The 24,345-nt window shown below is 34.6% G+C and carries 24 protein-coding genes and 1 other RNA gene; 12 read left to right on the top strand and 13 right to left on the bottom strand.

From position 1 onward, the window contains the following. Nucleotides 1-277 precede the first annotated feature (277 nt). The 3 genes from BUB95_RS10245 to BUB95_RS10235 form a co-directional block, all read right to left on the bottom strand. Nucleotides 278-1,876 (bottom strand): S41 family peptidase, encoded by a 1,599-nt coding sequence (locus tag BUB95_RS10245; protein WP_073087392.1) that lies wholly within the window; start codon nucleotides 1,874-1,876, stop codon nucleotides 278-280. Between the two features lie 107 nt (nucleotides 1,877-1,983). Next, nucleotides 1,984-2,610 carry a CPBP family intramembrane glutamic endopeptidase gene (locus tag BUB95_RS10240; RefSeq protein WP_073086134.1) on the bottom strand — a complete coding sequence of 209 codons (627 nt, stop codon included), beginning with the start codon at nucleotides 2,608-2,610 and terminating at the stop codon, nucleotides 1,984-1,986. 5 nt (nucleotides 2,611-2,615) lie between these two features. Next, entirely contained in the window at nucleotides 2,616-3,074 is a 459-nt protein-coding gene (locus BUB95_RS10235; protein WP_073086132.1) for an Lrp/AsnC family transcriptional regulator, read from the bottom strand. A gap of 161 nt (nucleotides 3,075-3,235) precedes the next feature. On the opposite strand from BUB95_RS10235, the gene BUB95_RS10230 reads away from it, so the two are divergent. Then, nucleotides 3,236-4,450: an aminotransferase class I/II-fold pyridoxal phosphate-dependent enzyme gene (locus BUB95_RS10230; RefSeq protein WP_073086127.1), complete on the top strand. Its 1,215-nt coding sequence runs from the start codon at nucleotides 3,236-3,238 to the stop codon at nucleotides 4,448-4,450. A gap of 8 nt (nucleotides 4,451-4,458) precedes the next feature. Here BUB95_RS10230 and BUB95_RS10225 read toward each other — a convergent pair whose 3' ends face one another. Continuing rightward, nucleotides 4,459-5,493 (bottom strand): metal-dependent hydrolase, encoded by a 1,035-nt coding sequence (locus BUB95_RS10225; RefSeq protein WP_073086125.1) that lies wholly within the window; start codon nucleotides 5,491-5,493, stop codon nucleotides 4,459-4,461. An 84-nt stretch (nucleotides 5,494-5,577) separates the two neighbouring features. Between BUB95_RS10225 and nhaC the strand changes: the two genes are divergently transcribed. Together nhaC and BUB95_RS10215 are read left to right on the top strand one after the other, a co-directional pair. After that, the gene (gene nhaC, locus BUB95_RS10220; protein ID WP_073086123.1) at nucleotides 5,578-7,068 is read left to right on the top strand and encodes a Na+/H+ antiporter NhaC; all 1,491 of its coding nucleotides are present in this window, start codon (nucleotides 5,578-5,580) and stop codon (nucleotides 7,066-7,068) included. Nucleotides 7,069-7,171: 103 nt separating this feature from the next. Beyond that, nucleotides 7,172-7,810: a peroxiredoxin gene (locus tag BUB95_RS10215; RefSeq protein WP_073086121.1), complete on the top strand. Its 639-nt coding sequence runs from the start codon at nucleotides 7,172-7,174 to the stop codon at nucleotides 7,808-7,810. 55 nt (nucleotides 7,811-7,865) lie between these two features. Here BUB95_RS10215 and BUB95_RS10210 read toward each other — a convergent pair whose 3' ends face one another. Beyond that, a complete protein-coding gene (locus tag BUB95_RS10210) occupies nucleotides 7,866-8,333 on the bottom strand; it encodes an ankyrin repeat domain-containing protein (RefSeq protein WP_073086119.1) in 468 nt (155 codons plus the stop codon). A 71-nt stretch (nucleotides 8,334-8,404) separates the two neighbouring features. After that, nucleotides 8,405-10,627, bottom strand: coding sequence for a catalase/peroxidase HPI (gene katG / locus BUB95_RS10205; protein WP_073086117.1), 2,223 nt, complete (start codon nucleotides 10,625-10,627; stop codon nucleotides 8,405-8,407). Nucleotides 10,628-10,892: 265 nt separating this feature from the next. On the opposite strand from katG, the gene BUB95_RS10200 reads away from it, so the two are divergent. The 3 genes from BUB95_RS10200 to BUB95_RS10190 all read left to right on the top strand — a co-directional run bounded on the left by BUB95_RS10200 (nucleotide 10,893) and on the right by BUB95_RS10190 (nucleotide 12,531). Further along, nucleotides 10,893-11,612 (top strand): hypothetical protein, encoded by a 720-nt coding sequence (locus BUB95_RS10200; protein WP_073087390.1) that lies wholly within the window; start codon nucleotides 10,893-10,895, stop codon nucleotides 11,610-11,612. A 71-nt stretch (nucleotides 11,613-11,683) separates the two neighbouring features. Further along, a complete protein-coding gene (locus BUB95_RS10195) occupies nucleotides 11,684-11,920 on the top strand; it encodes a putative signal transducing protein (RefSeq protein ID WP_073086115.1) in 237 nt (78 codons plus the stop codon). A 44-nt stretch (nucleotides 11,921-11,964) separates the two neighbouring features. Next, on the top strand, nucleotides 11,965-12,531 hold the full coding sequence (locus tag BUB95_RS10190) for a hypothetical protein (RefSeq protein ID WP_143185591.1): 567 nt from the start codon (nucleotides 11,965-11,967) through the stop codon (nucleotides 12,529-12,531). On the opposite strand, the gene BUB95_RS10185 is transcribed toward BUB95_RS10190, so the two are convergent. Next, nucleotides 12,528-14,153 (bottom strand): ABC-F family ATP-binding cassette domain-containing protein, encoded by a 1,626-nt coding sequence (locus BUB95_RS10185; protein WP_073086111.1) that lies wholly within the window; start codon nucleotides 14,151-14,153, stop codon nucleotides 12,528-12,530. The genes BUB95_RS10190 and BUB95_RS10185 overlap by 4 nt on opposite strands. Before the next feature lie 212 nt (nucleotides 14,154-14,365). Here BUB95_RS10185 and BUB95_RS10180 point away from each other — a divergent pair, with 212 nt between their 5' ends. Then, nucleotides 14,366-15,754 (top strand): TlpA family protein disulfide reductase, encoded by a 1,389-nt coding sequence (locus BUB95_RS10180; protein WP_073086109.1) that lies wholly within the window; start codon nucleotides 14,366-14,368, stop codon nucleotides 15,752-15,754. A gap of 29 nt (nucleotides 15,755-15,783) precedes the next feature. Here BUB95_RS10180 and fsa read toward each other — a convergent pair whose 3' ends face one another. From fsa to ffs, 5 genes are all read right to left on the bottom strand, one after another. Further along, nucleotides 15,784-16,437 (bottom strand): fructose-6-phosphate aldolase, encoded by a 654-nt coding sequence (gene fsa / locus BUB95_RS10175; protein ID WP_073086107.1) that lies wholly within the window; start codon nucleotides 16,435-16,437, stop codon nucleotides 15,784-15,786. Nucleotides 16,438-16,530: 93 nt separating this feature from the next. After that, entirely contained in the window at nucleotides 16,531-16,923 is a 393-nt protein-coding gene (locus BUB95_RS10170) for a hypothetical protein (protein WP_143185590.1), read from the bottom strand. Nucleotides 16,924-16,991: 68 nt separating this feature from the next. Next, nucleotides 16,992-17,399, bottom strand: a complete 408-nt coding sequence (locus tag BUB95_RS10165; protein WP_073086103.1) for a hypothetical protein — start codon at nucleotides 17,397-17,399, stop codon at nucleotides 16,992-16,994. 44 nt (nucleotides 17,400-17,443) lie between these two features. Then, nucleotides 17,444-18,244, bottom strand: a complete 801-nt coding sequence (locus BUB95_RS10160; protein ID WP_073086101.1) for an SDR family oxidoreductase — start codon at nucleotides 18,242-18,244, stop codon at nucleotides 17,444-17,446. Nucleotides 18,245-18,330: 86 nt separating this feature from the next. Further along, an RNA gene (ffs, locus tag BUB95_RS10155) (signal recognition particle sRNA small type) lies at nucleotides 18,331-18,429 on the bottom strand. Between the two features lie 89 nt (nucleotides 18,430-18,518). Here ffs and BUB95_RS10150 point away from each other — a divergent pair. The 5 genes from BUB95_RS10150 (at nucleotide 18,519) to BUB95_RS10130 (ending at nucleotide 22,965) form a co-directional block, all read left to right on the top strand. Then, on the top strand, nucleotides 18,519-19,544 hold the full coding sequence (locus BUB95_RS10150; protein WP_073086099.1) for a glutaminyl-peptide cyclotransferase: 1,026 nt from the start codon (nucleotides 18,519-18,521) through the stop codon (nucleotides 19,542-19,544). A gap of 3 nt (nucleotides 19,545-19,547) precedes the next feature. Continuing rightward, nucleotides 19,548-19,931 carry an acyl-CoA thioesterase gene (locus BUB95_RS10145; protein WP_073086097.1) on the top strand — a complete coding sequence of 128 codons (384 nt, stop codon included), beginning with the start codon at nucleotides 19,548-19,550 and terminating at the stop codon, nucleotides 19,929-19,931. Nucleotides 19,932-20,015: 84 nt separating this feature from the next. After that, nucleotides 20,016-20,765, top strand: coding sequence for a hypothetical protein (locus tag BUB95_RS10140; protein WP_073086095.1), 750 nt, complete (start codon nucleotides 20,016-20,018; stop codon nucleotides 20,763-20,765). Nucleotides 20,766-20,839: 74 nt separating this feature from the next. Continuing rightward, nucleotides 20,840-22,417: a hypothetical protein gene (locus BUB95_RS10135; protein ID WP_073086094.1), complete on the top strand. Its 1,578-nt coding sequence runs from the start codon at nucleotides 20,840-20,842 to the stop codon at nucleotides 22,415-22,417. Nucleotides 22,418-22,419: 2 nt separating this feature from the next. After that, nucleotides 22,420-22,965, top strand: coding sequence for a hypothetical protein (locus BUB95_RS10130; RefSeq protein WP_073086092.1), 546 nt, complete (start codon nucleotides 22,420-22,422; stop codon nucleotides 22,963-22,965). A gap of 58 nt (nucleotides 22,966-23,023) precedes the next feature. Here BUB95_RS10130 and BUB95_RS10125 read toward each other — a convergent pair whose 3' ends face one another. Next, nucleotides 23,024-24,298 (bottom strand): serine hydroxymethyltransferase, encoded by a 1,275-nt coding sequence (locus BUB95_RS10125; protein ID WP_073086090.1) that lies wholly within the window; start codon nucleotides 24,296-24,298, stop codon nucleotides 23,024-23,026. Between the last annotated feature and the right edge of the window lie 47 nt (nucleotides 24,299-24,345).

The following is a 24,345-nucleotide window of genomic DNA, read 5'->3' as shown; positions in this document are numbered from 1 at the left end:
TACAACTTAGAATAAAGATTTACGAATTTTGAAATGGATATTTATTGATGTTTACAGAGTGAATCACAGAAATATTTTGACACGAATTTCACTAATTTTCACGAATATTTTCTTTACGGCTTAACGCTTTTGCGACTTTGCGAAAACTATGATACTTAACTTTAGAGAATTTATATAGAGATACAGTGAAAAGCCTAACACGAATCTCACGAATTGTCACTAAATTTTCTCATTGAAACTGCAGAACACTGTACGCAGAATACCTACTACTTACTGCTTACTGCTTCCTACTCTCAATATCCTTTAAAACCCACTCTAATTCTGGGTCAATGTTATTCAGACGGTCTTGATAGGTTGGAATAATCTCTATGTCTGGCTTTACGCCATAACCATCTGGCTCTGTTTTGTATTTACTATCAATATGCATCAGACCAATTCTAGCGCGGACTTTAGTATTAGGTAACTCATATATTTTGTAGAAGCCTGCAACGGTACCATTATAAGCGCCGCCAGTTTCTTCGCCAACAAAAGTGGATCGGTTACTTCCTTGAAGCTGAGTAGACAAGATTGAAGATGCCGAAAACGAATTTCCGTTAATCAGCACGTAAATATTGCCTTTAAAATTTAGCGGATTAGCCTCACGTTCTTTTCCTGCTTTAAATTTGTAATACAACTGCCCATCTTTTTTACTTGTATGTAACAGATTATGAACGATAACAACCGGAGATAATAGTCCATATACCGCTTTGGTAGCAATTGAATTACTATTGCTCATAGCCATTTTAAGTATTGGGATTCGGCTATTAACTTCACTTTTATTGATTAAGGTGAAGTTTTTATCCGTTAAATACGAATACAAAGTCATGATTTCGTTTAGACGTCCACCAAAATTATCTCTTAAATCAATGACTAAATCTTTTGTACCTAAAGAATCTAAAGTAGCAAAAGTTTCCTCATAGAAGTCTTTGTATTTTCCGCTACTAAAACCTCTAATTTTTAGTAAGGCGACAGTACTGTCTTTACCAACAAAAGAAAGGTTTCTATTGTTTAATTTGGTGGTGTAGTTGTAACCATATTTCTGTCGGTCTTTGCGTTGTTTCTTTGCTTTAAGTTTTTTTGCCTTCTTTTCAACTTTGGTTAGTTTCTTAGGCTTAATTTTCTTTAAAGAGTCTAGTTTTACAGAATCTTTCTCCGTTTTCTTTTTGGCTTTTGGGATGCGCTTGTATTTTTTGATAAATGTAGAATCTTCATTTTTCAACTTCAACGTAATGCTATCATAACGTCCAATATCTTGATTGTAATACCCAAAGAAACGCTTACCCGCAACACGTTGGTGAAAGGTTGTATTATAACCATCCGAAGCTATGGTTTTTTTGAATTTTTGTATTAAATCTTGCGGGTTTTTGCCATCTACTTCAAGAATTTCAGCGTGTAATAGTAGAGAGTCGTTTCCTCTTGCACGACTTATGAATAGCTTGTCATCTAAGTATTCAGTTTCTAGATTATTTATATCGAACTTTAGTTTAAGTCGAGCCTTACGCTCTTTTCTGTCAAAGCGCGTGGATGGCGGTGAAACAGACATGTGTCCTTGACCAACAAATTTGGTAACTTTTGCTAATTCTTTATGAAAAGCTCTACTTGTCATAGGCTCATTTATTGCCGTTTTTAAGCTATCGAATTTAAAATCTAATGTCTCTTTAGGTGTAAACTGATACAAGCGTGGATGCAAACGTTTTAATTGCTTATAAACGGCATCAACGTCTTCATGCAAGTCTTCAACAGGATGCATTTTGGTGACTGCTTCATTATACGTTTCTATACTTCCGCAAGAAGATAATACAAGGGCTAGACTAAATAAGAGTAAAAATTTCTTCATGTGTTTTGCTGAATTTACTTCAGTAGTGTTTAAAATTGATAAATTAAAAATAGTGTCTTTCTTATAAAGACGTAAACTATTTAACAATGGTTGCCCGAAGAAAATAATTAAGATGGAAAACCTAGCATATTTCCCATACCGACAGTAAATAACCAGCAACCGTAGACAGCATGCTCTATAGACACTAGAACAGTTGACTTGGTTTTATTGAAAGTTAGTGCAAACAAAAGCCCTCCAATAAATGTTAAAAACATGACTAATGTATTCTGAAAAAATATATGTGCTAAAGAAAATAAAGCGGCATTGATAATTAGAAATAGTGTTTTGCTCTTGAAGAGGTTTTTGTAGCGCTTAAAAAAGAACGTTCTGTAAATCAATTCTTGTGGATAAACAGAGAAAAACGAATACACAAACAATATAAAAACCCACAATAATGGTTTGTTAAGTAGCACTACAAAAAGATTTTTAGGGTCAACCAGCCACATATACAAAGCTGTTAGAATAGCTACACCAACTAATTTAATGAGCGTAAGTTTCCAGAATTGTTTCCACTTAAGACCCTTGGTAACTTCAAATTTAATGCGCTCAATACGCAATAACACAAACAATATATAAGCAAACCCAAGAGCACCAATTATTAGCTTTATCACAGGAGAATAGGACAATGCAAAACTTACAGGTACCAAAACAAAGACAATAAAAAGTTCTGTAAGTCTGTATTTTGCGGTATGCATCTTTTCTATATTGTAATTGTTGTGGTGTGCTTTACTTCGTTAATCATAAACATACTGTGGGTACTCCCAATATGGTCAATGTTTGTTAGCTTTTTTACCATAAACTCTCTAAACTCTTGCATGTCTTTTACTAAGACTTTTAAAATATAATCGTAATCACCACTGATATGATAGCATTCTAAAACCTCATGTAATTTAGCAACTTCTCGCTCAAATTTCACTACATAATCCTGAGAATGTTGCACGAGCTTTATATGACAGAACGCCACAAAACTTTTATCCACTTGCTCTTTATTAACTAAAGCCACGTAATTACTTATCACGCCTGAGTTTTCGAGCTTTTTTATACGTTCGTACACCGCAGTAACAGAAAGCCCTAAAACATTAGACAATGCTTTATTGGTCTGCTTACAATCCTTCTGAAGTAATTTTAATAGCGTTTTATCGGTTTCATCTAAAAGCATAAGTGAAAAATATTTGGTTGCATCATGTAAACATATCATAAAATTAGATAAATAAATTAATATAACTTATTTATATAGTTTTATTTTCTATAAAATAAAATATCAATTGATTTTTATTCGGAATAAGTTGAATTTTGAATATCAATTTAAACAATATAATCATGGCTTTTAAACCCGCAAATAATATTCAAGATTTACAATACTTCGGAGAATTTGGAGGTGTTAATCCTTCAATTTCAGATTCTTCTACCTATACGTTTTTATCCGCAAAAACAATGTTTGATACGTTTGAAGGTAATGCAGAAGGTTGCTATTTGTATTCGCGTCACTCCTCGCCTTCAAATCTATATTTAGGTGAGGCTTTAGCTGCTATGGAAGGTACAGAAACAGCTACGGTAACAGCTTCCGGTATGGGTGCCATTACACCTGTTCTTTTACAACTTTGCGGAAGTGGTGATCATGTGGTTAGTAGTCGAACTATTTACGGCGGAACCTATGCGTTTCTGAAGAATTTTACACCAAGATTAGGCGTTAGCACTTCTTTTGTTGACATTACAAAGTTAGACATCGTTGAAGCCGCTATTACACCAAAAACTAAAGTTTTGTACTGCGAATCTGTTAGTAATCCGCTTTTAGAAGTTGCCGACATTAAGGGTTTAGCCAACTTAGCGAAGAAACACAACTTACAATTGGTAGTTGACAATACGTTTTCACCTTTATCCATTTCACCAAAAAAATTAGGTGCAGATGTAGTGATACATAGTTTAACTAAATTCATTAATGGCACAAGTGATACTGTTGGCGGTGTGGTTTGTGGCACTCAAGAGTTTATAGACCAATTACGAAATGTTAATGATGGTGCTGCTATGCTTCTAGGTTCTACCATGGATAGTTTGCGCTCTGCTTCTGTATTGAAGAATTTAAGAACACTACACATAAGAATGCAGCAGCATAGTAAAAATGCTACATACTTGGCAAAAAAGTTTGAAAACGCTGGACTAAAAACTGTATATCCAGGATTAGAATCCCATCCTTCACACCAGTTATTTAAGTCTATGATGAATCCTGAATATGGATTTGGAGGTATGCTAACTATAGATGTAGGCTCTTTAGACAAAGCCAATACCCTTATGGAATTAATGCAAGAACGAAATCTAGGTTACCTCGCCGTAAGTTTAGGTTTCTACAAAACACTATTCTCAGCTCCGGGAAGTTCTACATCATCAGAGATACCTGAAGATGAACAAGCAGAAATGGGACTTAGTGACGGATTAATACGCTTCTCCATTGGCTTAGACGCTGATATAGAACGTACTTTTGATATGATGCATCAATGTATGACTGAGCTCGGCATTTTGGAAATAGAAATGGCCTAACTAGAAGGTTATTTTCCTTTTAAGCGTTCTATCATAGGCCCAAAAACAGATGAAAACGAAGCATCTTCATTAATTTCTGGTCGATTATTTTTTAAATCCCAACGCCCATTGTTATTGAATACTCTAAAGGTAAATAATGACGTTTTTGCATCATCAGGATTAAGTAAAGGATAGCGTAAATCACTATAGATAAATTCATCGCTGTTTTCTGAAGGTCTGATGCCGTAATATCCATCACTAAACCATGCCAATGTTGATAAATCTTCATCTGACATAGGAATTAAATGGTGTTGCTTTTCAATTTTTGCCCAGTCCGTAATCACTTTTTTGTTGTCTAATAACGAGTAGAATCCCACATAATATTCCGTATCATTCTCAGCAACGCCATACCAAAGAATATTATTGAAAATTGTGGGCTGCGTCTGAAAACGCCTAAAATCAATAGAATTGCTTTCTAATGATGTTCTGTAAACTGAATTGACATAGTATTTATTAAAAACCGTTAATGTCATGTAAGCAGAACTCACAATTACACCAATGCACAACCATAATTTTCTTTTGGTTTTTGTTCGTTTAAAAAACATGAGCACAATCAAACTAATCAGAAAAGGTATGGTATATAAAGGGTCAGCTACAGAGATAGTATTGAATGCTACTCTATAATCTGAAAAAGGTGAAAATAGCTGAGTTCCATATGGCGTAAAACAATCTAGAATAGGATGTGTAAATAGAGACCAAAAGAATAAAAGTATCCAATCTTTCTGACTTGTAGTATTTAGACGCTTTCCTTTATCGTACAACTTATGGATCAACCAACCAAACGCAAATGCACCCAGAATAGAAAATAAAATTGAGTGCATAAACCCACGATGAAAAGCCATTGCTTGTATTTCATTGCTATGCAATAATGCACCAACAAACACGTCTAAATCTGGTATAGTACCTCCAATGGCACCAAACAATAGTGCTTTATTTCCTATTTTTTTGCCTAAAACAGCTTCACCGCATGCGGCGCCTAATACGATTTGAGTTAATGAATCCATATAATGACAGTAAAAGTAAGCAACTAAATCGATTTGCATATCGTTGCTCAAAATCGTAACATTACGCAACTAAACTAACAGCAAATGCAAGAGGATAACAACATCAGCAATATAAAAGCTAACGACCAAAATATAGTTAAAAACAAAGAACTAAACATTTGGGAAGCACTACTTCCTGTGTTTGTTTTAGTAGGCATGTTGGCCTATAATGTTTTTGTTTTTGGTGATGATGCGTTGAGTGGCTCTAATCAGTTTATTTTACTTCTTGGAGGTGCTGTAGCTGCTATTGTAGGCTATTTCAATAAGGTATCTTACAAACAAATGATGGCTGAAGTAGCAGAAAATGTGAAATCTACATCAGGTGCATTACTCATTTTATTAATGGTCGGTGCACTTGCCGGAACCTGGCTTATTAGCGGTATTATCCCTTCAATGATATATTACGGATTACAAATTCTTAATCCTACCATATTTCTTGCTGCTTGTGTTATTATATGCGCTATTATATCGATTGCTACAGGAAGTTCATGGACAACTGCTGCTACGGTTGGTATTGCTTTAATTGGTATCGGTGAAGCTTTAGGTATATCATTAGGAATGACAGCAGGTGCTGTACTTTCAGGTGCTTATTTTGGCGATAAAATGTCGCCTTTAAGTGATACTACAAACCTTGCTCCAGCAATGGCTGGAGGTGAACTTTTTAGTCATATTAAATACATGGCATATACGACAGTCCCTACAATTGTCGTCACGTTAATTGTATTTATTATACTTGGACTTACTATAGATACTACAGGTGAAGCAGATACATCTTCTATTGTCTCAGCTATAAACGAATCTTTTAATATAAGTGGTTGGTTATTTATAGTTCCGATTGTAGTTATACTTCTTATTTTGAAGAAAACACCACCGCTATTAGCTTTATTGGTTGGTACTCTACTTGGTGGTGTAGCTGCTCTTATAGCGCAACCAGAAATTGTAATGAGCATCACTAATGCAGATACTCTAACATTTGAATCTGGTTACAAAGGTATCATGAAAGCATTAACTGTAGATGTTGCAGTAGAAACAACAAATACAGATTTAAATGACCTATTTACGTCTGGTGGTATGAGCGGCATGTTAGGCACCATTTGGTTAATCATCTGCGCTATGGTTTTTGGTGGTGTTATGGACGGTATAGGCGCCTTAGCAAGAATTAGCCAAGCCTTGTTAAACTTAGCGTCTAGTGTTTTTGGTTTATTCGCGAGTACAGTTGCAAGTTGCTTGGCACTTAATGTTACAGCATCTGACCAATACTTGGCATTAGTTGTACCGGGAAAAATGTTTAAACAAGCCTATGAAGATAAAGGCTTAGCTCCTGAAAACTTAAGTCGTACCCTTGAAGATTCAGGTACTGTTACCTCTGTTTTAGTGCCTTGGAATACCTGTGGCGCTTATCACAGTGGAGTTCTTGGAGTTGGCGTTGGAGAATATTTTGTTTATGCTATCTTCAATTGGCTTAGTCCTTTTATGACCTTACTTTTTGCTGCTTTTAGAATTAAAATAAAGCAACTTTCAGGTAAAAATTTATAAGAAAATCTTTTCAATTTTTAATTGATTTTAGTCATTGCCATACGTGTTGGTATAGCTATATTTGCAGCCAAATTTTAATTTTCAAATCAAAAATATTTATTTAATGGCTGTATTAGTAGGAAAAAAAGCACCTCAATTTAATGCACAAGCGGTAGTTAATGGCCGTGAATTTGTAACTGATTTTTCATTAAACCAATTCATTGGTAACAAGCACGTTGTTTTATTCTTTTACCCAAAGGATTTTACATTTGTTTGCCCAACAGAATTACATGCGTTTCAAGAAAAATTAGACGAATTTAAATCTAGAAACACGGAAGTTATTGCTGTATCTACAGATACTGAGCAATCGCACTTCGGTTGGTTACAAATGGAAAAGAATCATGGTGGAATTAAAGGTATCACTTACCCACTAGTTGCGGACACTAACAAAACTATCTCTAAGAATTACGATGTTTTAGCAGGTGATTACTTCTATGATGAAAATGATATGTTACAAGCCGAAGGTGAGCTTATTGCTTACAGAGGCTTATTTTTAATAGATAAGGAAGGTATTGTACGCCACCAAATTGTTAACGATTTACCACTAGGAAGAAACGTTGACGAAGCCTTACGTATGGTAGACGCTTTACAGTTCGTAGAAGAAAACGGTGAAGTTTGCCCAGCAAACTGGAATAAAGGAAAAACAGGAATGCAAGCCACTCACGAAGGTGTTGCTGAATTCTTAGAAAAACACGTTAACTAAATAATACATTTAGAAAGCAAAAAACCACTTCAGGCGAAGTGGTTTTTTATTTTAATTACAAAAGCTTTATTAGCGAATCCAATGCTTTCTCTCTGGCATAATCCATAGCTGTTTTACCTGAACTATCTTTAGCAGTTTTGTCTGCTTTGTGCTTCAACAATAACTTAATCACAGCTTCATGATTATACATTACAGCATAAATAAGAGGTGTAACTCCCGTATTGTTGGTGGCATTAACATTTGCGCCTTTATCAATTAAGATTTCCGCAAGAACTAAATTTCCTTTAAAACAGACACCAAGTAGAGCCGTGTTTCCAGAGGCATCTTTAGCATCTATTTCTGCATTATGTTTTAAAAGAATTTCAGCAGCAGTTTCATTTCCAAAATAAGTAGCAAATATTAGTGGTGTAAATCCACGAGCATCTTTTGCGTTTACTACTTGTGGATTATTCGCTATCTGTACTTCTATCCTATCATTAAAACCTTTTCTTATGGTATCGAAGAATAATTCTGTTGCGTTCATATACTATTATTTAAATAAAAAGGAATGCATCATAGCGAAACATTCCTTTTTTATGTGTATAATTTTTAAAATTATTTTAAATCGAAACGGTCTAAATTCATCACCTTATTCCATGCTGCAACAAAATCGTTTACAAATTTTGTTTCACCATCGTTTGCACCGTAAACTTCGCAAACTGCTCTTAACTCCGTATTAGAACCAAAGATTAAATCGGCACGAGTACCTTTGAATTTTAATTCTCCTGTTCTGCGGTCACGACCTTCAAAATGTGTTTCTGCTTCAGATGTTTCACTCCAAGTATAAGTCATATCTAGGATATTCTTAAAGAAATCATTAGATAAAGCCCCTACATTATCGGTAAACACACCGTAATCAGAATTGTCATAATTTGCACCTAAAACACGCATTCCACCTACGAGTACAGTCATTTCCGGGATAGAAAGTGACAACAGATTCGCTTTATCCACAAGTAAATCTTCAGCTTTTACATCTGCATTTGCATTTTGATAATTTCTAAATCCATCACCAACTGGCTTTAAATAATTAAATTGTTCTATATCTGTTTGCTCTTGACTCGCGTCACCTCGTCCAGGTGTAAAAGGCACACTAATATCATGCCCTGCTTTTCTTGCCGCTTCTTCGACACCAGCTACACCAGCTAATACAATTAAATCAGCAAGAGAAATTTCTCCGCTAAATTCATTTTGAATACCTCGGTAAACATTAAGAACTTTATTTAATTCTTCTGGGTTATTAACTTTCCAGCTACGCTGTGGCTCTAGAGCAATACGTGCTCCATTAGCACCTCCACGTCTATCAGAATTTCTAAATGTAGAAGCAGATGCCCAAGCTGTTTTAACCAGCTCAGAGACTGTTAATCCTGAAGCCAAAATCATTTTCTTTAGAGAATCTATATCAGAATCGCTTAATGCGTAGCTAACTTTAGGGATAGGGTCTTGCCAAATTAATTCTTCAGAAGGTACTTCCGGACCGACGTAACAATCTTTTGGTCCCATATCACGATGTGTTAACTTAAACCATGCAAGTGCAAAGGCATCTTCGAATGCTTTGTGGTCTTTATGAAAACGCTTAGAAATTTCTAAATAAGCTGGGTCCATTTTTAGAGCTATATCAGCTGTGGTCATCATCAGAGCTTGCTGCCCTTCTCCTCCGGCTCTAGGTGCCATACGTGCCTTAGATTCTGCTGTTGGTGTCCATTGGTGTGCTCCTGCAGGACTTTTTGTTAATTCCCAATCGTAATTTAGGAGTACATCAAAATAATCGGCATCCCATTGTGTTGGGTTTGGTGTCCATGCACCTTCTATTCCAGAGGTAATGACATCTTCTAAAACACCAGATTGGTAAGAGTTTTTCCAGCCAGTACTCATCTCTGCCATTGTTGCACCATGCGGCTCTACACCAACATATCTACTTGGGTCTGCTGCACCGTGCGCTTTACCAAATGTATGACCGCCAGCTACTAAAGCTACAGTTTCTTCATCATTCATAGCCATACGTCCAAAAGTCTCACGCACGTCATGAGCTGAGCCTATTGGGTCTGGATTTCCATCTGGACCTTCAGGATTAACATATATCCAACCCATCATTACTGCTGCTAATGGGTCTTCTAAATCACGTTTTGCTGGGTCTTTTTCACCATCGTAACGCGCTGCATTTTCTCCCCATTCAGTCTCGCTTCCCCAATAAACATCTTGTTCTGGTTCGTAAATATCCTCACGACCACCAGAGAAACCAAATGTTGGGAATCCCATAGACTCTAAAGCTACATTACCAGCCAAAATCATTAAGTCTGCCCAAGACAACTTGCTACCGTATTTTTGTTTTATTGGCCAAAGTAAGAGACGTGCTTTATCTAAATTTCCGTTATCTGGCCAACTATTTATAGGCGCAAAACGCTGATTACCAGTACCTGCTCCACCTCGACCATCTCCAACTCTATAGGTCCCTGCACTGTGCCACGCCATACGAATCATTAACCCGCCATAATGCCCGTAATCTGCAGGCCACCAATCTTGAGAATCGGTCATAAGGTTATGCAAGTCTTGTTTTAATTCGTCGTAATTAATGCTACTAAATGCTTTTGCATAATCGAAATCTTCTCCATAAGGATTATTCTTCTTAGCATGCTGACGTAAAATATTAAGTTTCAACTCGTTTGGCCACCAGTCTCTGTTTTGTATTCCCTTACCAGCACTACTCTTTTGCTTACCACTTAAAAAAGGGCATTGTTCTGCACTGCTACTGTTAATGTCAAAGTTACTTTTGTTATCCATTGGTATTAGTTTTTTGAGTTCAATTTTACAAGCTTAAAATTATTAAATAAAAAAGCTTCTTTTTTAATGTGATATACTATCTCTTTATTTTTTCATAAAGATTCTCTATGGTAAATATTTTTTGAATTGCTTAATCGAATATTTAATGTGAATCTTGTTTAACGAAATTGATATATTTCCCCTTAAAGTTAAGCAATAATTAAACACGAATGTTAAAGAGTTGTACTGTATTGATTTGATGCGTATTTTTATAAATAAAAACGCTATGTTATTGAAAAAGACCAACATTGAGGAAAAACTTAAGCGCTTAAAAGAAAAGAAAACTTCTGAACAATCTATTTTAGAATCTGTAAAATCCATCTTAGATAAAGACAATCAAACAGAAGACAGAATTTTAGAAACTCTGAACTCTGGAGAATACACAAACGGAAACGATTTTAATTTTGATTTACTTGAAACCGATAAAATTTATCACATTAATGAGATAAAATCTATTTGTATTGATTATCGACTTCGTTTTCTAGATTCAAAATACTTTAAAGCAAAGTTACCTTACGAAGCCATTTCAAAAATTAAAGCTTTAGAAAAAGCTCACAATACAGAGCTTAAAGGTTTTAAAATTATAGCTCCATCTAAACTTTTTAAGCTTGAGAATGCTGATGACCCATTGTTGTTTGCGCCAATTGGCAACGGTTATTTTTATTTGGTTCACAAATGGGGAAATGACCTTAACCCATTCCGTAAATTATTGATGTGGCCATACAAGAATTTTGGCAATCTTATATTTACAGTATTCATTTTAAGTATACTAGCCACAGCATTGTTTCCAGAAGGTATATTTTCTAATAAACCCAACTCATCACAAGCTGGTATGATTTTCTTTTTCATTTTTAAATCTGTAGCAGCTATGGTAATTTATTATGGCTTTGCGGCTGGTAAAAACTTTAATCACGCTATTTGGAATAGTAAATATTTTAATGCTTAAACTCAATCTTTATTGTAACATTTATTAAAATTTTGTAACTTATAGGTACATTAATTTTAAATCTAGATGTTATGAGTGATACAGAATATACCAAAGTCTACAGTGGCAATTTTATATTAGTCACTCGTGTAAAAAGTGAATTAGAAGCTATAGGAATCATCCCAATTATTAAAGACGAAGGCGAATCTCAGCGTCTTGCGGGTTACGCATCTATGAATCAAGGATTCCAAGAAGTTTTTGTAAACAATGATGAACTTGATAAAGCTATGGACATTGTCAATCGTGTTAAAGCAGAGATGGAGGCTTGATTTTAAGTCGCAGTAAACAGTTTTCAGTTTGCAGTCTTTAATATATGATGGATTTTAAACCTTATTTAGCTTTCTTCTTATTTGTTTTGTTTGGATGTAGTTCTAATCAGAAACAAGAAGAGATTATTGTATTTGAATATATCTTAGGAGAAAGCAATACAAAATCGCTTGACTTATTAGTGTCAGATTTTGAATTGAATCTAAAAAAAATATATCCTAAATTATCTCTTACAGAAGCTTATAAGCAATACATGAAAGACATAGTTAATCCTAAAATAAAGGATTGGGACAAATTCTATTTTAAATCTGAAAAAACGAGAAATCTATTTAAGGAGAGTGGTTTCTATGATGAACTTTACATAAATAATAAATCGTTTGATTTATTAGCTAAAGACTCAATAAATACAATAGAATTTAATAGCATTGGAAAATATATGCATGCATTATATTCAATTAAAGATTCTGACTCCCTAATTAATAAATACTATAACAGAAAAGAAGCTGTAGGCATAATGCAAAATAAACTATTTGTGAATGGATTTCTTTCTTTTGAACCGAACTTTAATAATTACTTTCACAAAAGAATTGCTGTAATAGAATTTAGCTTTTAAACCTCAACAGCATACATCTTTTCGCGTTGCTCCTTAATCTTTTTGTCGCTCATATACTCATCAAAAGTCATATAACGGTCTATAACTCCATTTGGTGTTAACTCAATAATACGGTTACCCACAGTTTGTGCAAACTCATGGTCATGTGTTGTTAAAAGCACTGTACCTTTAAAATTAGTTAACGAGTTATTAAATGCTGTAATACTCTCTAAATCTAAATGATTTGTTGGCTCATCTAACATTAATACATTAGCACGCATCATCATCATTCGGCTCAACATACAACGTACTTTTTCGCCTCCAGACAAAACATCAGCCGTTTTAAGTGCTTCTTCTCCACTAAAAATCATTTTCCCAAGGAAACCTCTAATGTTTACTTCCTCGCGCTCTTCTTCGGTTTGTGCCCATTGACGTAACCAATCTACTAAAGTTTGCTTTTCTTGGAAATATTCACTGTTATCTAAAGGTAAGTATGATTGAGTCGTCGTCACACCCCAAGCAAATTTTCCAGAATCTGCTTTTTCTTTACCGTTTAGTATTTGGTAGAATGCTGTTGTAGCTCTAGAATCTTTAGAATACACAACAACTTTATCGCCTTTTGCTAGATTAATGTCTACGTTTCTAAATAAGACTTCGCCATCTAAACTTGCAGATAAGCCTTCTACATTTAAAATTTGGTCACCAGCTTCGCGGTCACGCTCAAAAATAATCGCAGGATAACGACGGCTGGATGGTTTTATATCAGCAATATTTAATTTATCAATCATCTTCTTACGGCTAGTTGCTTGCTTAGACTTTGCAACGTTTGCTGAGAAACGACGGATAAATTCTTCTAATTCTTTCTTCTTTTCTTCAGCTTTTTTGTTCTGTTGCGCACGTTGTCTTGCTGCTAATTGCGATGACTCATACCAGAATGTATAGTTACCAGAAAAGTGATTAATTTTTCCAAAATCTATATCCGAAATATGTGTACAAACCGCATCTAAAAAGTGACGGTCGTGCGATACTACAATAACACAGTTATCGTAATTGGCTAAGAAATTTTCTAACCAAGAAATAGTTTCGTAATCTAAATCGTTGGTAGGCTCATCCATGATGAGTACATCTGGACTTCCAAAAAGTGCTTGTGCTAAAAGTACACGTACCTTTTGTTTACCATCTAAGTCTGCCATTAAGGTATGGTGTAAATCTTCTTTAATACCTAAGTTAGATAGCATTGCCGCAGCATCACTATCGGCGTTCCAACCATTCATTTCTTCAAATTGCACTTGAAGCTCTCCTATTTTCTCAGCATTTTCATCTGAATAATCGGCATAAAGTGCATCGATTTCAGATTTCAATTTGTATAAAGGTTTATTTCCTTTTAAAACAGTATCTAAAACAGTATCCTCATCGTGCTTATTGTGGTTTTGCTCCAATACAGACATACGTTTACCTGCTTCTAAATGCACATGACCAGAAGTTGGGTCCATTTTACCTGCAAGAATCTTTAAAAACGTAGACTTACCGGCACCGTTTGCACCGATAATACCATAGCAATTACCATTGTTAAAAGTGGTATTTACTTCATCAAATAATATACGTTTACCAAATTGTACTGATAGATTAGAAACTGATAACATTTTAAGCGCTTTTAATTGGCGGCAAAAGTAGAAAATTTAAGTCATTACAAGAAATATAAACCAATGATAGTAACATTTAACGCAGCATTAACAAGACAAAACATATGCAACACATATTTTTGTCACTGATGTTGACGAAAAAAGTACATTCTATAAAATTTGTAATTGCCCTGTTACCTCTAGTATTTTTGAGTGTTACAGCATGCAAAAATATGTCTATTAGTGAAGCTGACACAGCCTACTTTGGAGGCGAAATCATTAACCCTAAAGGCGATAAGGTTATCCTCTACAATCGCAGGATACAAGTTAGCGACACTTTACAACTCGATAAAAACAACAGGTTTAGTTATAAAATTTCTAATCTAGAGCCAGCTGTTTACACATTTTGGCACGGTGGCGAAATACAATTTGTCATATTAGAGCCTAATGACAGTGTTATGATTCGTCTTAATACTTATGAATTTGATAAATCACTTGTATTTACTGGCGAAGGTTCTAAGAAGAACAATTACCTCATTAAAACGTTTTTGAATAATGATAAAAAATCTAAAAATCTCGTAAAAAACATTCAGAAAAAGGAACCTGAAGAATTTGAAGCTTATGTAAATAATAGACATCAGAAAGAATTAAGAGATTTTGAAAACTTTAAGCGTAAGAATCCTATATCTCAATTAGCAAGTTCCGTTATTCAGGCCAACATTGATTATCGTAATTATGCAGATAAGGAGATTTATCCTTTTGCTTATTTTGGTGAAAACAAACTCGTACACATTAAAGATTTACCTGATGGATTTTATGATTTCAGAAAAGAAATTGATTACAATGCAACGCATTTAAGCGAAATTTTTGCTTACAATCGCTACTTATTCTTTCATATAGACAACCTTGCTGCTACTAAGTATTATAATGATAATACCTTTCATAGTAAATTTAATAGACATCAGCTCGCCTACAATAAGTCTAAGCTAAATCTTGTGGATAGTTTGGTGAAAGATGAAATTATTAAGAACAATATTCTGAAATACAAAACAAGAGAGTTTATTAATCACAGTAGAAATCAAGATGAAGTTAATGAGCTTATGGCTTCTTATGCTGCAAAAACTACAAATGAGGAAGATATCAAATCTTTAAATAAGCTTATTTCTTCATTAAACAATTTAAAACCAGGAAAAGGACTACCAGATTTATTAGTTATTGACTCAAAAAATCAGGAATACACAATAGCAGATGTCGTTAAAAAACCTACACTGATTTATTTTTGGTCTACAAATGAGAAAAAACACTACAAGAATAGTCATTACAGAGTAAAAGAGTTACAAGTACTATTTCCTGAGATGGGCTTTATGTCTATAAATATTAACGACAACCCAGATAAATTCTGGAAAGAAACTATACATCAATACAAGTTTAACTTAGATAATGAGTATCGTTTTAAAAATCCTAAAGAAGCTTTAGAAACTCTTGCTGTTAGTTACCTCTACAAAGTAATTATAGTTGATAGTAAAGCAAATATCATTCATCCAAATGTCAACATCTTCAATGAAGATTTTGAAAATACACTTAAGGATATGATACAAAAAAAGGAGCTCATATTAAAATAGAACTCCTTTAAGTCATTATTTTTTTATCCTTAGTTTCCTTTTTTATAGTCTGCTAAGAATTTTTCTAAACCTATATCCGTTAAAGGATGCTTTAATAATCCTGCGATAGAACTTAGAGGTCCTGTCATAACATCTGCCCCTAACTTTGCACAATCTATAACGTGCATTGTATGACGCACAGAAGCTGCTAAAATTTCAGTTTCAAAAGCATAGTTATCATAAATATGTCTGATTTCTGCAATAAGGTTAAGACCATCTGTAGAAATATCATCCAAACGTCCTATAAATGGCGAAACATAAGTAGCTCCAGCTTTAGCAGCTAATAATGCCTGGCCAGGAGAAAACACTAAAGTCACGTTAGTTTTTATACCTCTATCCGAAAAATAATTACATGCCTTAACGCCGTCTTTAATCATAGGTAGTTTAACAACGATTTGGTCATGCAATTCAGCTAAAGCCTCACCTTCGCGAACCATACCTTCAAAATCTGTAGAAATCACCTCAGCAGAAACATCTCCATCTACAATATTGCAGATGTCTACATAATGTTTCATTATATTATCATGACCCGTGATGCCTTCTTTAGCCATTAACGAAGGATTGGTTGTTACACCATCTAAAATACCCATGTCTTGAGCTTCTTTAATTTGCTCTAAGTTGGCAGTATCAATAAAAAATTTCATTTAATTATAGTTTGAATGTTGTGTTTTTAATAGTTCACGAAGTTACAACAATTCATAGTGTTTAATTTAAAATGAGAAAAAAGAAATCAACTATTATTCAACAGGAATAAACAAAAGCTTTTCAAAAGAATTATTGATTGCTATTTGGAGCGTATCACTAAAAAACAAACGATGAAATTTTCTGTCATTCATCCTCACATTTTTCATGTATTTTAATTCATCAAAGAATTCACCAGTTTGCAGAGCTGAGCAAGAATCTGTCACAAAGACTTTTGAACAAACTTCTACCTCATTATCCTCAGGATAAAAAACATGAAACACTTTTACTTTAGGCGTACAGAATACCTGAACGTTATTAATCTCATAATTACCTAAAGGTCTGTAGACATGTCCGTGTGGTGCAGGAGTCATTAAAGGACAAGACCACATGAATAGACATAAAATGATTGTGAAAACAAAGTAACCCTTAGACCTTTTCCTACCCATTATTAGTGGTTTTATGGTAAAACGCAATTTTTTGTAAAAGATTTTACTTCAGGGATAATCTATCACACTTATTCAGTTACGACTAGTGAAAAGTTTTTACTCACTTCATCAGAACACGTTGGGCTAGCATCGAAAAAACCATTATCAAAACTCTCTACATACAAGTACACTCTAAAATTAAATGTACCAACCTCTTGAGGTCTTCCTACCAATTCTATACGCCTTGCAAAAAACAATACGTCTATACCTGGCGGAAGGTCACCGTATATTTCGAAAAAATAATCATAGGCATTATCATTGGGGTCGTTATCTACCTCGCCTGTAATAATCTGAAAATACTCTTGGTCTAGTTGTGCTGGAGCAACACTATTCTCATTAATTTCTGGGTCTAAGCCAAAGGCACATTCTAAAGCTTCTTCACAAGAGGATAAAGCAAAAAATGATACTAAAAAAAGTGTAATTGTTTTTGATTTCATGATGAAAGATTTTCTTTTTGAAATCACAAAAAACATACCAAACCTTACAACTTGTAATGATTCATTAGAAGTTTTTCGTAAACCTTGTCTGGAAGAATTCGTTTTATAACAATAGAGAACTTTTGCATAAAAGCACCTACTTTGTAATGAATCTTAGGATTTTTGGTTTCTATAATATTTAAAACAGCTTTTGCGACCAAAATAGGTGAGCTGCTATTATCTACATCGGCATCAATATCCTTTAAAACATCTGCATATTTTGTGTAAGGAGAATCTGCTTTTGCTGGCGCGTGATAACGCCCTGCAGCAATATTAGTAGCAAAATCTCCTGGCGCCAAATTGCACATGTGTACATTAAAAGATTTAAGCTCCATACGGAAAGCTTCGGTCACCAATTCTAATGCGCCTTTACTGGCGCTGTAAACACCACGGTATGGCAGCCCCATATAACCAGCAATTGAGGTAATATTAATTACCAAACCAGAGTTTTGTTTACGCATGGTTGGCAAAACCGCTTTAATCACATTTATAGGGCCAAATAAATTGGTTTCAAAATTTCGTTTTATTTCTTCATCAGGGATTTCTTCCATCGGACCTGTAATACCCGCACCAGCGTTATTAACAAGAATATCTATTCTATGTTCTTTGTCTAAAACTTCAGCAATACAAGTAGAAATGGTTTCAGTCTTTGTAACATCTAAAGCCACTAAAGGAAATTGACTATCTGGATATCTATTTGGATTACGGCTAGTACCATAAACTCTAAACTCTTTTGTTAAGAGATATTCCCCAATAGACTTTCCGATTCCTGATGAACCGCCAGTGATTAAAACAACTTTAGACATATTTTAAAAAGCTTAGAAGTTAAAAGTACAAAGTTTCTAAAAATAGGAATAATTCATTCTGTAAAACCTTGACTTTAGGGTACAAAAAAAGGCAAGCTACCTACATCACACCGCTACGACCATTTACCTTTGCTTCGTTCCCGACCTGGAGGATTCAACAGGAGCTGGTTGTGTAGGACTTGCCCGGCGGCAAAGATACAACCTTTTAATACTTTCACAATATTTTTTTAATCCTATTTTTTATAAATATCTTGCCAAAAATTGATTAAAATTTATGTTTAGATTTAAATATTTCATTGTCACTTGCTTAGGACTATTATTAGCGAGTTGCGCTAGCGAAAAGCCACAATTTTCTGTAAAAACGTCTGCTAAAAAAAGTATAGCCAAACTAGGGGAAACGGTTAAACTATCGCTCAACAACCCTGATGGTGCTTCCATAAATTCTATTACCTACTCATTAGATGGTAAAAAAGTATCTGAAAGCTTAAGTCTAAAAGATGTAAAACTAGGCAAGCAAGATTTAATTGCCACTGTGGTTTCTGGCAATGATACTATAGTAGCGGAGAGCAATCTTATTGTACTGAGCAACAAACGCCCTCAGCTTTATACCTTCGAAATTATAAATACCTATCCGCACGACCCAACATCTTATACTCAAGGCTTGGAATTTTATAACGGTGAATTGTACGAAAGCACAGGACAATATGGCGAGTCTAAGTTGCGCAAAGTGGACTATAAAACTGGGGAAGTTCTTAAAAACTTAGATTTAAATAATGGCTATTTTGCTGAAGGTCTTACAATTTTGAACGATAAAATCTACCAACTCACTTGGAAAGCTGATACAGGCATTATATACGATGTGAGTACATTTGAAAAGTTAGGCATTTTTAGATACAACCAAAGTAAGGAAGGTTGGGGTTTGTGTAACGATGGAAATAGTTTATACAAATCTGATGGTACTGAAAAAATCTGGACATTAAATACAACAACACTTACAGAAGACAATAAGATTGAAGCCTATACCGATAAAGGAAAAATAGGCCGCCTAAACGAATTAGAATGGATTGAAGGTAAAATCTACGCTAACATCTACGAAAACACAGGCGTAGCTATTATTAACCCTAATAATGGAGCAACTGAAGGTGTTGTAGATTTTACACCACTAACAGCACAGATATCTAATTACTCGTCTAATGACAATGTACTTAATGGTATTGCTTACAATCCAGAAACCCAAACTGTTTTTGTCACTGGTAAGCGTTGGGATAAGTTGTTTGAGGTGAAGATTATAAAGAAATAGCGTTTGCAAGTATTCACCAAAAAAATAACAGTTTCAGAATCTGATTTAGACCAGCTCAATCATGTAAACAATGTTACTTATGTACAATGGGTTCAAAATATAGCAGAAGCCCATTGGCTAAAAAATGCATCCTCTGATATTCTAAACACTTACTACTGGGTGCTAGTCAAACATACAATCGATTACAAGGGACAAGCATTTCTTAACGATAAGATTTTTATAAAAACCTTTGTAGCGTCCTCCGAAGGTGTTTCCTCTATTCGTAAAGTTGAGATGTATAACGGTGAAAAACTTATTATTTCTTCAGAAACCAAATGGTGTCTCATCGACGCAAAAAGTAATCGTCCTACCCGCATTACACAAGAAATAGCCGAATTGTTTAATTAACATTATCTTAGGTTAAAGTTTTATAAAATACTGATGTTGCCTAAAAATATTGCGCGTAATTGCGTCTCAACTAACCTATCAAGCATGTTTAAAAATCTACTTCTATTTCTATTCTTTAGTTTTTCTATTTCACTATGGAGCCAAGAAGTAAACGGTATTGTTTACGATGCGGAATCTCGAGTTAAAGGCGTGAAGGTTTTAAACATCACACAAAAGATTTTAACGACTACTAATGACCAAGGCGAATTTACGCTCAAAGCTAAAGTGAGTGACACTCTATCTTTTCAATCTATTTTTTATAAGCCTATTTTCACGATAGTTAAAGCCGATTATTTTGAAGGTACCTATGTTTTTGAGCTTCAAAAAATAATCAATGAGCTCGACCCTGTAAACATAAAAGACAAACCCAAAGCAAAACTTTTTGGTGAAGCCGCTTTTAATGCCAATATGAAACAAATTATTGCGCTAGACAAAAAGAAAGAACCTCAAAAGTACACTGCTGCTCCAAAATATGGTTTAGATTTTATACAAGTGGCCAAGCTTATTGGTAAGCTATTTAAAAAGAAAAAGAAACCTACACCAAACACCATAACTTACAATCAATACAAGCTCCTTTTTGAAACCAATAATTTCTTCACTAAAAAAATGTTGACTGAAGATTTAAAAGTTCCAGAACAATATCAGTCGCTGTTTTACGAGTTTTTAGAAAGTAAATCTATACTTGAAAGTAAATTAGACTATAATCAACGTTTAATTCTGCTTGATGATTTTACGCAGTACGCGCAAGAATTTATCATTATTGTAGAAATGGCTGAGGAAGAAGTCAAAGATTAGGTATTCTTTTCCATTTCAATACTAAATCATAATTTGAAAAGTTATATTTTTAGCCTGAAATAACTTTTCAACCTATGAAGCGACTGCTATACTTCTTTATCTGTTTTGGATTATTAATTTTTTGGAGTTCTTGCCGTAATGATTTTGAATTCTCTCCAAGCACAGGAAATCTTGAGTTTGCTAGAGATACTGTGTATTTAGACACGGTGTTCAACAATATTGGCTCAAGCACATATAACCTAAAAGTTTATAACCGCAGTGATGAAGATATCGTAATCCCGACTATACAATTAGAACGCGGAAACGGGTCTTTTTACAGACTTAACGTAGATGGTGGCACAGGAAACGAAGGCTCTCCAGAGGAAGGTAAATTCTTTGAAAATGTAGAGTTATTAGCTAATGATAGTCTATTCATTTTTGTTGAAACTACAATAGATATCGCAGCATTACCAACTTTAGATAACGAGTTTTTATACACCGATAGAATTCTCTTTGATGGTGGAAGCAATCAGCAAGATGTAGATTTGGTAACATTAGTTAGAGACGCTGTCTTTATTTATCCCGATTTCCAAGGAACAAGCACCGTTTTTGAAAACCTAAATTTTGATGTCGATGGTGATGGAATGGTTGATGAAACATCACTGCCAGGGCGTTTTCTAGATAATACCGAATTAACTTTTACCAACGAAAAACCCTATGTTATTTATGGTTATGCAGCAGTTCCTGAGGGAGAAACTTTAACCATAGAAGCTGGCGCAAGAGTCCATTTTCATGCAGATTCTGGGATTCTAGTAACTAATAATGCCACCTTAAATATTAATGGTGCTGCTAGTACAGACCCCCAACTTTTAGAAAACGAAGTCATTCTGGAGGGCGACCGACTTGAGCCACTTTTTGAAGATGTTCCTGGACAATGGGGCACCATATATTTATTTAATGGAAGTGTGAACAATACCATTAACCACGCTACAATTAAAAATGCAACTATTGGTGTTTTAGCAGAAGGCAATGATGATGCGGTTACGGATAAATTGACCATTACAAATTCTCAGATTTACAATACAAGTTCTTTTGGAATTTTAGGAAGAGCTACATCAATTACAGCAGAAAATGTGGTGATTAACAATTCCGGACAATCCTCTTTTGCGGGAACTGTTGGCGGAAAATATAACTTTACCCATTGTACGATTGCTAATTATTGGAATAATAGTTTTAGACAATTCCCTGCATTATTATTAAATGATTTTACACAAGTTGACGAATCTACAATTGGTACTAATCCATTGGTTGAAGCTAACTTCAATAACTGTATTGTCTATGGGAATGATAATCCAGAATTTATCCTCGACCAACAAGGCGATGATTTCAACTTTAAATTTACCAATTGCCTGTTACGTTTCGATAATTCAAATTTAGAAGGAACGACTAATTACGTTTTTTCTGATGACACCTATTACGATAGTAATATCTTTAATGAAGACCCAGACTTTAAAGCCCCTTTCGATAATCTTATGAATATTGGTGAAGACTCAGGAGCCAACGGAATTGGAAGTACTTTATTTTCAATGCAAGTCCCATTTGATTTACTAAATACTTCAAGGGCAGCTACCCCTGATGCTGGTGCATACGAAAGTGTGATTCTTGATGATTAAATATGATTAATAAACCATTCAATAAACTTACCGATTCTGATTGGTCGAAAATAATCAAAGAGATAAATCGTCTTTTTCAAACTGAAGTATTATTACCAACGGAAGAAACTATCATTTCATTTTTTGTAAACGTCCTCAAGAATGAAAATGAATTTCAGCTTTTAAAAATTGGTGATTTACCCGAAAAAGTAGAAATTATATATTCACCATCTGATGCTGTAATGTCTTGGTTACGCGCTTCAGCAGATAGTGAAACCTATGATTATGAGGCTTTAAAAAACGAACCCGAAATAGATTTAGACAGTTATTCATTTTATATTGGTGATGAACTAGCCCAAAAAGCATTTAACAATCTTAATGTAGATTATTCTGAAGAATTTGAGGATGAAGTAGAAGATGCTTACGCCTTTTGGGATGATAAATTTGAATTGGAGGTGAACTTTGCCAAAAAATGTTGGCAACAAGCACTTAAGAGAACAAATAAATCTGTCATTGGTATTTTCGTTGCTGGTGATGGCTCAAACAGTGAGATAATACTTAATAAATAAACAAAAAAGCCTTTCAAAATTAAAATGAAAGGCTTTTAAATATATCACAATCTACTTTTTAAGCATTAAACAAAGGTCTATCACTCATTAAGGCGTTCACTTTTTCTGCAACAGCTTCAAGTACAGTTTCATTTTCATAATTCATAAGCACTTCATCAATCAAGTCAACTACGTAAGCCATATCATCTTCTTTAAGTCCACGCGTTGTAATCGCAGGTGTACCAACTCTAATTCCCGATGTTACAAAAGGACTTTCGGTATCGAACGGCACCATGTTTTTATTCACAGTAATATCAGCTTTTACAAGAGCTTGTTCAGCTGCTTTTCCTGTAATATCTTTATTTCTTAGGTCAATCAGCATCATGTGGTTGTCTGTTCCACCAGATATGAGGTTGTAATCTTTAGCTACAAAAGCTTTAGCCATTGCATCTGCATTAGCCTTTACTTGCAACATATAGTGAAGAAATTCATCCGTTAAACATTCGCCAAATGCTATGGCTTTAGCAGCGATTGTATGCATCAACGGACCACCTTGATTACCTGGAAAAATCCCCGAGTCTAGTAAACCAGACATCTTACGAAGATTTCCGTTTTTCAATTTTAACCCGAATGGATTATCAAAATTTTCACCCATCATAATTAATCCACCTCGTGGACCACGTAATGTTTTGTGCGTAGTTGTTGTAACGACATGGCAATGCGGCATTGGGTCGTTGAGAATACCTTTTGCGATTAAACCTGAAGGATGCGAAATGTCTGCTAATAAAATAGCCCCAACATTATCAGCCACTTCTCTAAACTTTGCAAAATCTATATCTCTAGAATAAGCAGAAGCTCCAGCTATAATCAATTTTGGTTGTTCTTTTTCCGCCATATCAGATAACATATCATAATCGATAAGGCCTGTATCTTTCTTTACACCATAAAATGTAGGATTATACAAACGCCCAGAAAAATTTACAGGTGAACCATGTGTTAAATGACCACCGTGCGATAAATCGAATCCTAAAATCGTATCTCCTGGCTTAATACACGCATGAAACACAGCCGTATTAGCTTGACTTCCAGAATGTGGCTGTACGTTTGCATATGCAGCTCCAAATAACGTTTTTGCGCGGTCAATAGCAATAGTTTCAACTTCATCTACCACTTCACATCCGCCATAATAACGCTTACCTGGGTAACCTTCGGCATACTTATTAGTTAATACTGAGCCACAAGCTTCCATAACTTGGGGACTCGTGAAATTCTCAGATGCGATAAGCTCTATTCCGTCAATTTGACGTTCTTTTTCAGCCTCTATTAATTCAAAAATTTGTTCGTCGCGTTGCATATATCTAATATGATGTTAAATGAGTTTCAAAAATACGAATTGTATTA

Origin of the sequence: Winogradskyella jejuensis (assembly GCF_900129745.1) — a bacterium.
In the GTDB taxonomy this organism is placed as follows: Bacteria; Bacteroidota; Bacteroidia; order Flavobacteriales; family Flavobacteriaceae; genus Winogradskyella; species Winogradskyella jejuensis.
The sequence above is the reverse complement of the archived record's forward strand: the minus strand, read 5'-3'. Positions and strand labels throughout refer to the sequence as shown.

Bases quoted from the DNA above. Each gene is read 5' to 3' on its own strand.
- BUB95_RS10170 (WP_143185590.1), bottom strand. From the start codon at position 16,923: ATGGGTAGGAAAAGGTCTAAGGGTTACTTTGTTTTCACAATCATTTTA.
- BUB95_RS10190 (WP_143185591.1), top strand. From the start codon at position 11,965: ATGATGGATTTTAAACCTTATTTAGCTTTCTTCTTATTTGTTTTGTTT.
- BUB95_RS10230 (WP_073086127.1), top strand. From the start codon at position 3,236: ATGGCTTTTAAACCCGCAAATAATATTCAAGATTTACAATACTTCGGA.
- BUB95_RS10235 (WP_073086132.1), bottom strand. From the start codon at position 3,074: ATGCTTTTAGATGAAACCGATAAAACGCTATTAAAATTACTTCAGAAG.
- BUB95_RS10210 (WP_073086119.1), bottom strand. From the start codon at position 8,333: ATGAACGCAACAGAATTATTCTTCGATACCATAAGAAAAGGTTTTAAT.
- BUB95_RS10245 (WP_073087392.1), bottom strand. From the start codon at position 1,876: ATGAAGAAATTTTTACTCTTATTTAGTCTAGCCCTTGTATTATCTTCT.
- BUB95_RS10180 (WP_073086109.1), top strand. From the start codon at position 14,366: ATGTCTATTAGTGAAGCTGACACAGCCTACTTTGGAGGCGAAATCATT.
- BUB95_RS10160 (WP_073086101.1), bottom strand. From the start codon at position 18,244: ATGTCTAAAGTTGTTTTAATCACTGGCGGTTCATCAGGAATCGGAAAG.
- BUB95_RS10215 (WP_073086121.1), top strand. From the start codon at position 7,172: ATGGCTGTATTAGTAGGAAAAAAAGCACCTCAATTTAATGCACAAGCG.
- BUB95_RS10185 (WP_073086111.1), bottom strand. From the start codon at position 14,153: ATGTTATCAGTTTCTAATCTATCAGTACAATTTGGTAAACGTATATTA.
- BUB95_RS10150 (WP_073086099.1), top strand. From the start codon at position 18,519: ATGTTTAGATTTAAATATTTCATTGTCACTTGCTTAGGACTATTATTA.
- katG (WP_073086117.1), bottom strand. From the start codon at position 10,627: ATGGATAACAAAAGTAACTTTGACATTAACAGTAGCAGTGCAGAACAA.
- BUB95_RS10140 (WP_073086095.1), top strand. From the start codon at position 20,016: ATGTTTAAAAATCTACTTCTATTTCTATTCTTTAGTTTTTCTATTTCA.
- nhaC (WP_073086123.1), top strand. From the start codon at position 5,578: ATGCAAGAGGATAACAACATCAGCAATATAAAAGCTAACGACCAAAAT.
- BUB95_RS10240 (WP_073086134.1), bottom strand. From the start codon at position 2,610: ATGCATACCGCAAAATACAGACTTACAGAACTTTTTATTGTCTTTGTT.
- BUB95_RS10130 (WP_073086092.1), top strand. From the start codon at position 22,420: ATGATTAATAAACCATTCAATAAACTTACCGATTCTGATTGGTCGAAA.
- BUB95_RS10135 (WP_073086094.1), top strand. From the start codon at position 20,840: ATGAAGCGACTGCTATACTTCTTTATCTGTTTTGGATTATTAATTTTT.
- BUB95_RS10225 (WP_073086125.1), bottom strand. From the start codon at position 5,493: ATGGATTCATTAACTCAAATCGTATTAGGCGCCGCATGCGGTGAAGCT.
- BUB95_RS10200 (WP_073087390.1), top strand. From the start codon at position 10,893: ATGTTATTGAAAAAGACCAACATTGAGGAAAAACTTAAGCGCTTAAAA.
- fsa (WP_073086107.1), bottom strand. From the start codon at position 16,437: ATGAAATTTTTTATTGATACTGCCAACTTAGAGCAAATTAAAGAAGCT.
- BUB95_RS10165 (WP_073086103.1), bottom strand. From the start codon at position 17,399: ATGAAATCAAAAACAATTACACTTTTTTTAGTATCATTTTTTGCTTTA.
- BUB95_RS10195 (WP_073086115.1), top strand. From the start codon at position 11,684: ATGAGTGATACAGAATATACCAAAGTCTACAGTGGCAATTTTATATTA.
- BUB95_RS10125 (WP_073086090.1), bottom strand. From the start codon at position 24,298: ATGCAACGCGACGAACAAATTTTTGAATTAATAGAGGCTGAAAAAGAA.